The sequence below is a fragment of the uncultured Ruminococcus sp. genome, from assembly GCF_934476685.1.
Lineage (GTDB): Bacteria > Bacillota > Clostridia > Oscillospirales > Ruminococcaceae > Hominimerdicola.
Window position 1 is genome coordinate 563,434 of the sequence record NZ_CAKSNX010000001.1, and the last position, 7,221, is coordinate 570,654.

Annotated in this window: 7 protein-coding genes; 2 read left to right on the top strand and 5 right to left on the bottom strand. The window is 44.1% G+C overall.

Annotated elements, in window-relative coordinates; translation table 11 throughout:
- Positions 1-137: 137 nt before the first annotated feature.
- From Q0E19_RS02530 to Q0E19_RS02550, 5 genes are all read right to left on the bottom strand, one after another.
- Positions 138-1,412, bottom strand: a complete 1,275-nt coding sequence (locus Q0E19_RS02530; RefSeq protein ID WP_294406988.1) for a site-specific integrase — start codon at positions 1,410-1,412, stop codon at positions 138-140.
- A 125-nt stretch (positions 1,413-1,537) separates the two neighbouring features.
- On the bottom strand, positions 1,538-1,732 hold the full coding sequence (locus tag Q0E19_RS02535) for a helix-turn-helix domain-containing protein (protein ID WP_022286567.1): 195 nt from the start codon (positions 1,730-1,732) through the stop codon (positions 1,538-1,540).
- A gap of 261 nt (positions 1,733-1,993) precedes the next feature.
- Positions 1,994-2,407, bottom strand: a complete 414-nt coding sequence (locus Q0E19_RS02540; RefSeq protein WP_117857591.1) for a hypothetical protein — start codon at positions 2,405-2,407, stop codon at positions 1,994-1,996.
- A gap of 2 nt (positions 2,408-2,409) precedes the next feature.
- Positions 2,410-2,817, bottom strand: coding sequence for a hypothetical protein (locus Q0E19_RS02545; protein ID WP_294406997.1), 408 nt, complete (start codon positions 2,815-2,817; stop codon positions 2,410-2,412).
- 375 nt (positions 2,818-3,192) lie between these two features.
- The gene (locus tag Q0E19_RS02550) at positions 3,193-5,010 is read right to left on the bottom strand and encodes a DUF927 domain-containing protein (RefSeq protein ID WP_294406998.1); all 1,818 of its coding nucleotides are present in this window, start codon (positions 5,008-5,010) and stop codon (positions 3,193-3,195) included.
- Between the two features lie 763 nt (positions 5,011-5,773).
- On the opposite strand from Q0E19_RS02550, the gene Q0E19_RS02555 reads away from it, so the two are divergent.
- Together Q0E19_RS02555 and Q0E19_RS02560 are read left to right on the top strand one after the other, a co-directional pair.
- Entirely contained in the window at positions 5,774-6,712 is a 939-nt protein-coding gene (locus tag Q0E19_RS02555; RefSeq protein WP_294406999.1) for a DUF6076 domain-containing protein, read from the top strand.
- Positions 6,709-7,161, top strand: a complete 453-nt coding sequence (locus Q0E19_RS02560; RefSeq protein ID WP_294407000.1) for a sigma factor — start codon at positions 6,709-6,711, stop codon at positions 7,159-7,161. Before Q0E19_RS02555 ends, Q0E19_RS02560 begins: the two co-directional genes overlap by 4 nt.
- Positions 7,162-7,221: the final 60 nt, after the last annotated feature.

Genomic DNA, 7,221 nt, shown 5'->3' on the forward strand with positions numbered 1-7,221 from the left:
TCGCGGTTTCCGAGACTTTATTTTTTCCTAAAATCTCCTCAACCACTTATCTGCCACTTATTTTAAAAATAACCGCTTTCGACTACCTCTTGGCTGTGTTCTATGTACCCCGCAAGGCTTGCGCCCTGCGGTTGTTTTTATGCCCCGAAAACTTGTCCGAACTGTTCTTCTTCCTGCTCGTCCTCATCTTCGTAGGTGCCCTCTGTGCTGTCCTCGGAGTGCTTTTCTTCTTTCACTTTAACCTCGTTCGTGAAGCTTAGAGCGTTGCTTATCGCATCGCAGTTGCGTGCTCTCGCCTCTTGGAACATATGGGAATATAAATTTAAGGTCGTTCCAACAACGCTATGTCCCATATCTGCGGACACCGCTACAACGTCCACACCCTCAAAAATCAGTAGCGAGGCATGGAGGTGACGTAGAGAGTGAATATTTCGGAACGGTATTCCGATACGCTCGCAGTAGCCCTGAAGCCACTCAAAGGGAGTCTGCGGATTCATAGGTGCACCGTTCCATTTGGTGAACAGCCTGTCGTGACCCTCCCATTTTGTACCGAGCTGTTTTGCTTCCTTGGCCTGCTCTGTCCTGAACTGCTTTAGCAGATTCATTATAGACGGCGGAAACTTTGACACACGCTTGGACTTTCGCGTCTTAGTGGTATCGGTGTATATGCCTTTTTCTTTTGTATACTGAGATGTTCTGCGGACATGGATCAGGCTGTTCTCAAAGTCGATGTCCTTCCATTCCAATCCCAGCATTTCGCTGCGCCTGAAGCCGCTGTATATCGCAAGCAGCAGATACACTTGGTATTTCATAGGCTCGTCACTTAAATGTTCGTAGAGTGTTTTTACCTCGTCCAGCGTATATATCTGCTTTTCCTCTTGCTCGGATTTTGGAACAACCACCCGTCTGCAAGGATTGTCAGTCAGCATTCCCATACGGATAGCGTAGCTGAACACATCGCTGATAAGGCTGAGATGATGCACCGCCGTTTTGCGTGACAGCGGCTTTCCGTTGTTCATGTTCTTGCCGTTAACCAGAAGGTCGGTGATGAATTTCTGAACATCTCGACTGGTTATCTTATCAAGTCTTTTGTGACCGAGTGCAGGGTATATGCGTTTGGTGAGTTGTTTCATTCTTGAATACGATGTCGGACGAAGATTGACCTTTGCATATTCTTCAAACCACTGTTCGGCAAATGTCTCAAACTTGACTGCCGCTGTTATCTGTCCTCGCTTGCAGTCCTCCTCGAAAAGTATTGCTTGACGCTGCACCTCCTTTTCGATCTGCCGAGGTGTCATACCAGGCTCAGGTTTGTAGCTCTTGTACTGATTGCGCTGCTTACCGTCTACGCCATAACCGCATGACACCTTTATTTCGTAAGTCCCATTGGGACGCTTTCTAATAGTCGCCATATATATTAAAACCTCCGTTTCAAAACTATGGCGCATTTCTACCGACAACATTTTACCACATCTCGGTGGAAAAGTCCAGAGAAATGCGCCACCGTATACTCGTATCTTTCCTATGAGCTAATTTCTTACGATGTTTTTCCACGGAGATAGTTCAGAAAAATATCCTTGTTGATGAGATACTTTCTGCCGGCCATTATGTGCGGAATTTGATCGTTGATGCACATCTGACGGACTCTGTACTCGGTCATGCCGTTTACAAGAGCAGCCGCCTCCTTGATCGTAAGCATGGTGATCTTTGTTTCGTTTTTGTTTTCTGCCATTGTATTATCACTCTCCTTGTTGTTTTGGTAATTCTGCTTATGGTATGTGTGATGTTCATTTTTACATCTGTCCTTTCACAGTGTTTTCAAGGGTACAGTGAAATGTTGTACCATTGGTATGTCGGAAATATATTCCGTGTTCTCTTGTCAGTAAAGCTGACATACAGTAACGTTTTGTTACACAACTTAATATGAGGTAAGGATTCGTCCCCTCATCGGAGACCTCGTCACGTTCCGTTACTCTATCGATGCTTGTTCAGATTATTCATCATCGGCTATACCCTCATCAAAGTTTCTTGTTATCAGATCATCAAAATTGATCTTTCCTCTTGTGCGTCTGACATTGTTCACCGCCTCACGCCTGATGTCCTTCAACTCGTTCTTGCTGAGCTCAAAGGTGTCTACGAGAATAGCTATCAGCATTTCAACCTCGACTGCATATCTGAACAAGCCTTTTGATATTTTTGTTATGCCTTCATCGCTTGCTTGAGCAATGCACTCCGCAAGCTCCGGCACAAGAACATTACTCTTGGTAGAGATAGCTCTTGTTGCAAGAAACAATTTCAGCGCCTGCTCTATCAGTTCCGAACGGCTGATGTCCTGCTTTGTACAATAATCATCACACTCTGCAAGCACATCGCCGGACACATAAATCCCTGTTCTGATTTTATCCAAGGTCAATCCTCCTTCTGATATTTGTAGGCATTTCTGAAATCAATAATGCCGTTTGTCCTGCGCACATCTTCAGTACACATTCCGTACAGCTTACCGACATCGATTTCATCGACATCTGTCACCGCCGCAAGTATGTGCGACTGTATTGCAGACTGCACCGCCAGCTTGAACAATGCTCTGCTGATACGCTGCTCACTGCCTTTTACGATCCCGTCAATGACAGCTGATACCGTTTCACCGAGATACTCCGTCATATTCTCCGAATTACAATCAAGATATCCTGCATAAAACCTGATCGCTTTTTCAATAAAATCGCTCTGCGACTTTGCATTTGCTGCCGCCATATGAGTGGTCAGCAGTTCTTTTACTTCCGGGTAGAGCCACACCGCCTGTTTTTCTTTTTTCGCCATGAAAACGCCTCCTTAATACTGTTCGACTTTGTCCTTTCGCTGATATTTCGGTCGTGATTTCGCAGCGTTGCCCTCTTATGGTAACACACACCAAAACCACAACCCCCTAAAATACTGCACAAGACCTTGCCCAAACGCTCGCAATTGCGGTCGGCTTTGCCGTCCGCTGTGAATGCGGCGACCCCGCCGCTTTAACCTGCAATCTTATTCCTCTACGTCATAACCGCTTGGAATTTACCCGGCCCGTGCAATATGCCGACAGCCGATTTTACTCCATTTTTCTCATCTTCCTTCTGCAAAAAATATCTTGCTGTACCTCGCTCACAAACGCCGACAAATCGCTCACAGCGGCGTTTTGTTGGCTCGTTGGTTAAACTATCCGACCTCGGCTGTGGGGCGGTACAAATCGCCCGATAGCCGTTCTTCCATCTTTAGCTTATTCAGCATCGCCACATTCACTACTGTGTTGGAGTTATCCCTGACCGAGACCGTGTTGCGGCTTGTCCTTGACAGCAGCAAGCCCTCTTTACGAAGCTGACGGAGTAGCTCATTTTTGCTAATAGAAAAATGCTCGCCCTGCTCGGCGCACAGCTTTCGCACCTCGGAGTGTGTTGTGTCTGCGAACAGGTAGTAGTGCTCATCGTCCTGCAAGCCGATGCAGTTTCTCTGACGGGGCGTGGAGTCAAGCCCTTTTGTTTCTACATAGCACCTGCCGCTGTCCAGCAGACTTTTCAGTTTCTCACAGAAGCGAGTGGTCGGATTTTCAAGCTCGATGATTTCTGCGTTTGCAGACACAGCTTTCAAAACGATCTCGTCGAACACCTTTTCAAATTTATCAAGCTCCGACTTGTTGATTTGATTTTTCGATTTAAGAAACACAAGCAGAAATGCAAACCCGATTTTCAAGTGTGCAAGCATGTCGGGTGTGCGGTTGTGAAACTTAATTCTGTTTGCACACAGCCTGTCCAGATAAAACTTGCGGTATTTCAAAAACACATCTTCGAGTGTTTTTACAAAAGCACTTTCATCATCAAGATACACATTTTTAATCCACTCAATGTAGCTTTGCATAATCCCACACAGCACTCCGTCATTTGCTAACTGCTGATATTCTGACAGGTCATCAAGCTGAACATCGTTTTCATTAAGTTCAATATTGAAGTATCTCGCCGAACCCGACACGGAAATTTCAGGAGTGTACTCCGCTGTGATAATTGCATTGCCTGTAGGCGGTTTTGAAGATTGTAACTCCGCTTTTGAATTTAGTCGCGCACGACCAATTCTATCACCGTAGTATCGCGAAATATTCTGCGCAATGCTTTTCATCTCCTGTTCGTGAAACATTCCGCTCGGATGAAAATCGTCAATGCAAGTCAACACGTCTTTTAAATAGTATATGTTGCTCAAAATGCTATTCGCTGTGTCGTGGAATGACATCGGTAGGTCGCTTGCTGAAAACTTTCCGAAGAACGAAAGAAACAGCGCTGCAAGTGTGGATTTACGACTACCCGTCTTGCCTATGAGTGCGGTCACGAATTTAGGCTCACAGCCTGCACTTTTCAGAAAGTGATTGAGCGGACACAGAAACGTTACCGCCAGCAGCGGTAGCATAACACACTGCGGTGCAAAACTGTTTTCAAGCATTGCAGACAAGTAAATCAAGTCCTCCTGCGAACCCTTTTCAGTGAAAGAATAGTTTTTCAGCTTGCCCTGCAGTTCAACGGTAAACGGACTGTTCTGCGTCGGCATCAGGAACACATACTCACCGTTTATCTTCTTCCAACCAGTTTGGAGATACATAGTTTCAAATTTCACCTCACCTTTCGTTAACATAATTGCGTGGCAGATTTTACTTAGCACGTTTTGCTTAGGCTGTGCAGCACCCAATGCACCCCAGCGGTTTAAGAGCCATTTCATGTTTTGCATTTCGTCTGCGGAAACAATCTGCTCCGACAGTTTAATTCCCGACTTGTGAACCGCACCGACCTTGAACATTTTCTTTTGCTCTGTGCCGTCATCTCTGGTGATTTCCGAAATAAGTGCGGGAACAAAGTCTGCAAGTTTCATTGGAACGACCTGATCTTTCACCTGAACCATTTCATAAAGGCAATTGCTTTTAACAACGTAGGGATCATTGTAGACTGTTTCATCAATCAGTTTTGCTTTTTTTCCTTCTGTCATGATTTCTGACATTGGCATCACTCCTTTTTAATTTATGTAGTTGTTGTGGTGTGTCCTGCGCTTTCAAACAGTAGCCGAACGCCCGACAGCTTATCAGGCTCATAGAGCAGCGTTCCTATTGCTTGCGACGGTTGGTATCACGCTTGAGAACGTGCAATGTCAGCAAGCTGAAACGTAAGTATCCGTTTCTGATTTTCATCGCCAACTGCAGTTGCTAGATGCAGGTTGAAGATTGTATTTGTCGCTCGTTTTGAAATACAAAAGTCATGGCGTACATCTTCAGTAGCTGGAACAGTTCATCACTCCTCCGTCAGAAATAACGTATTCGGTTACCGATTATTCAATTTTCAAGATTCCGTCGATCATTCGCTCTGTATATTAATTAGGCGAATTTTTTCTAATTTATCAAATCGCATTACAGGCAAAAAATCCATTCACTACATGGTTTCAAATGCTTATATCAATTGTACAATAAAAGTTACCACAAATCTGAAAAAGTGTGATATAATAAATATAGGTTTTTAGATCTGACCTATAGATACACTTTTGAGGGGTACTTGACATGAACAATGCAATTTCAAACAATCCGAATTACGATATGCCTGACGACAGCTTTTTTAATTTCTATTTTCTGATTCACAAGAATAGAATTTTCACAACAAAAATAGCTTTGAAGGTTGGCGAAATCACAACGGCTCTGCTGAATATGAAAGCTGAGGACATGAAAAAGATTTATGACTTAACCGTCTCTTTTGCGCGGTTTGCAGATAATAATATGGCGATGAAAAACGAGCAGACTATGACGGAATTTGTTGAACGCATAATCGAAATCGAACAAATTGCGGTGACTTTACCACCGTACTGCTATGTGAATATTGACCTGAAAAAAGAAAAACAGCGTGCCGAAATAATGAAGAGCAAGGCTTTCTACGGCAGGCTGTATGATATGACGTCGAAGGAGTTTGCGGAGTATGAGAGGTACAAAAAGTTGTTTTCGGGGTACGGGATTGGGCTTTACATAATTGCCTGCTGCATAGCCGAAATGTCAGATGAATATTTTACACGGCTTAAGAAACGTGACGAAAGCAACTATGCGATTGCGTGGGGTGCGTTTAACGAATATTCCACACTTTCGAGTGAGCTGATGGCGAGCGTGCCGTACTATGAAAAGGCAAGAGTTCGTGAAACCATGGACGTAAATATCGGCGTTTCGGGAATGATCGATCCCGATGATAAAGACAAGACATGGGTGGTTGATACCTGCGAATTTCATAATGCGCAAAGCGTTATTCAATACGATTTTTTCAGAGGAATGCAGCACGGCAGAGCGCCTTTTCGCTGTCACCACTGCGGACGTTTTTTCCTTGCGACTGACAGCTACAAGACGTTTTACTGCAATGAAAAGTCTCCCGAAAATCCCAACAGAACCTGCCGTCAGATTGGCGCGAAAAACAAGCACAAGGAAAAGGCTGAGAACAATCCGATTATCCAGACCTACCACAAGGCGAGGAACAAATATTATCAGCAGAAATTCCGAGGAAGTATTTCGGATGCGGATTACGACAAAATTCTGCACTACCTTGAAACCATGCGTGACAAGGCAATTCGGGGCAAAAGTGACGAGAATGGAAATCTGATAACGTACAAAACGCTCGAAGAGCTTTTTGAAAAGCACACGCTTTACAAGACATTAAATATCGGGGAAGAACAATGACCAAGAACACAAATGAACAGCTGATTCAGGATAATTACCGCAACGTATACGCACTTGCACATTCTCTTGCAAAATCATACAATCTTGCATTTGAGGCTTTTGAGGACTTGCAGAAGGTCGGCTACATTTCACTGATTGAGCAGTCGAAGACCTTTGACGAGAACAGCGGTGTGCCTTTTTGGACATATGCCTGTAAGGGTGTTAAGTTGAAAATGCTCGAAGAACTCCGCTTTATTCTCGATACGGTGAGTATTTCGCCTTATTTGAACAAGCAGATAGGAAAGGTGAGGAAAATCGTTTCAGCCAATGCCGAAAGCAACACATCCGAACTTATTGAAATCGTAAGTCAAATACTCAAAATATCAGCGGACAAATCCGAGGAGTTGCTGATTTTAAGCACAAAAGAGAAAACAAGCATTGATGAGTACCAATCAATGTATCGTCTATAATAAATTAGACAGAAAACATTTAGCCGTGGTATAATAGAAAAAAGGAGGAAAATAAAATGG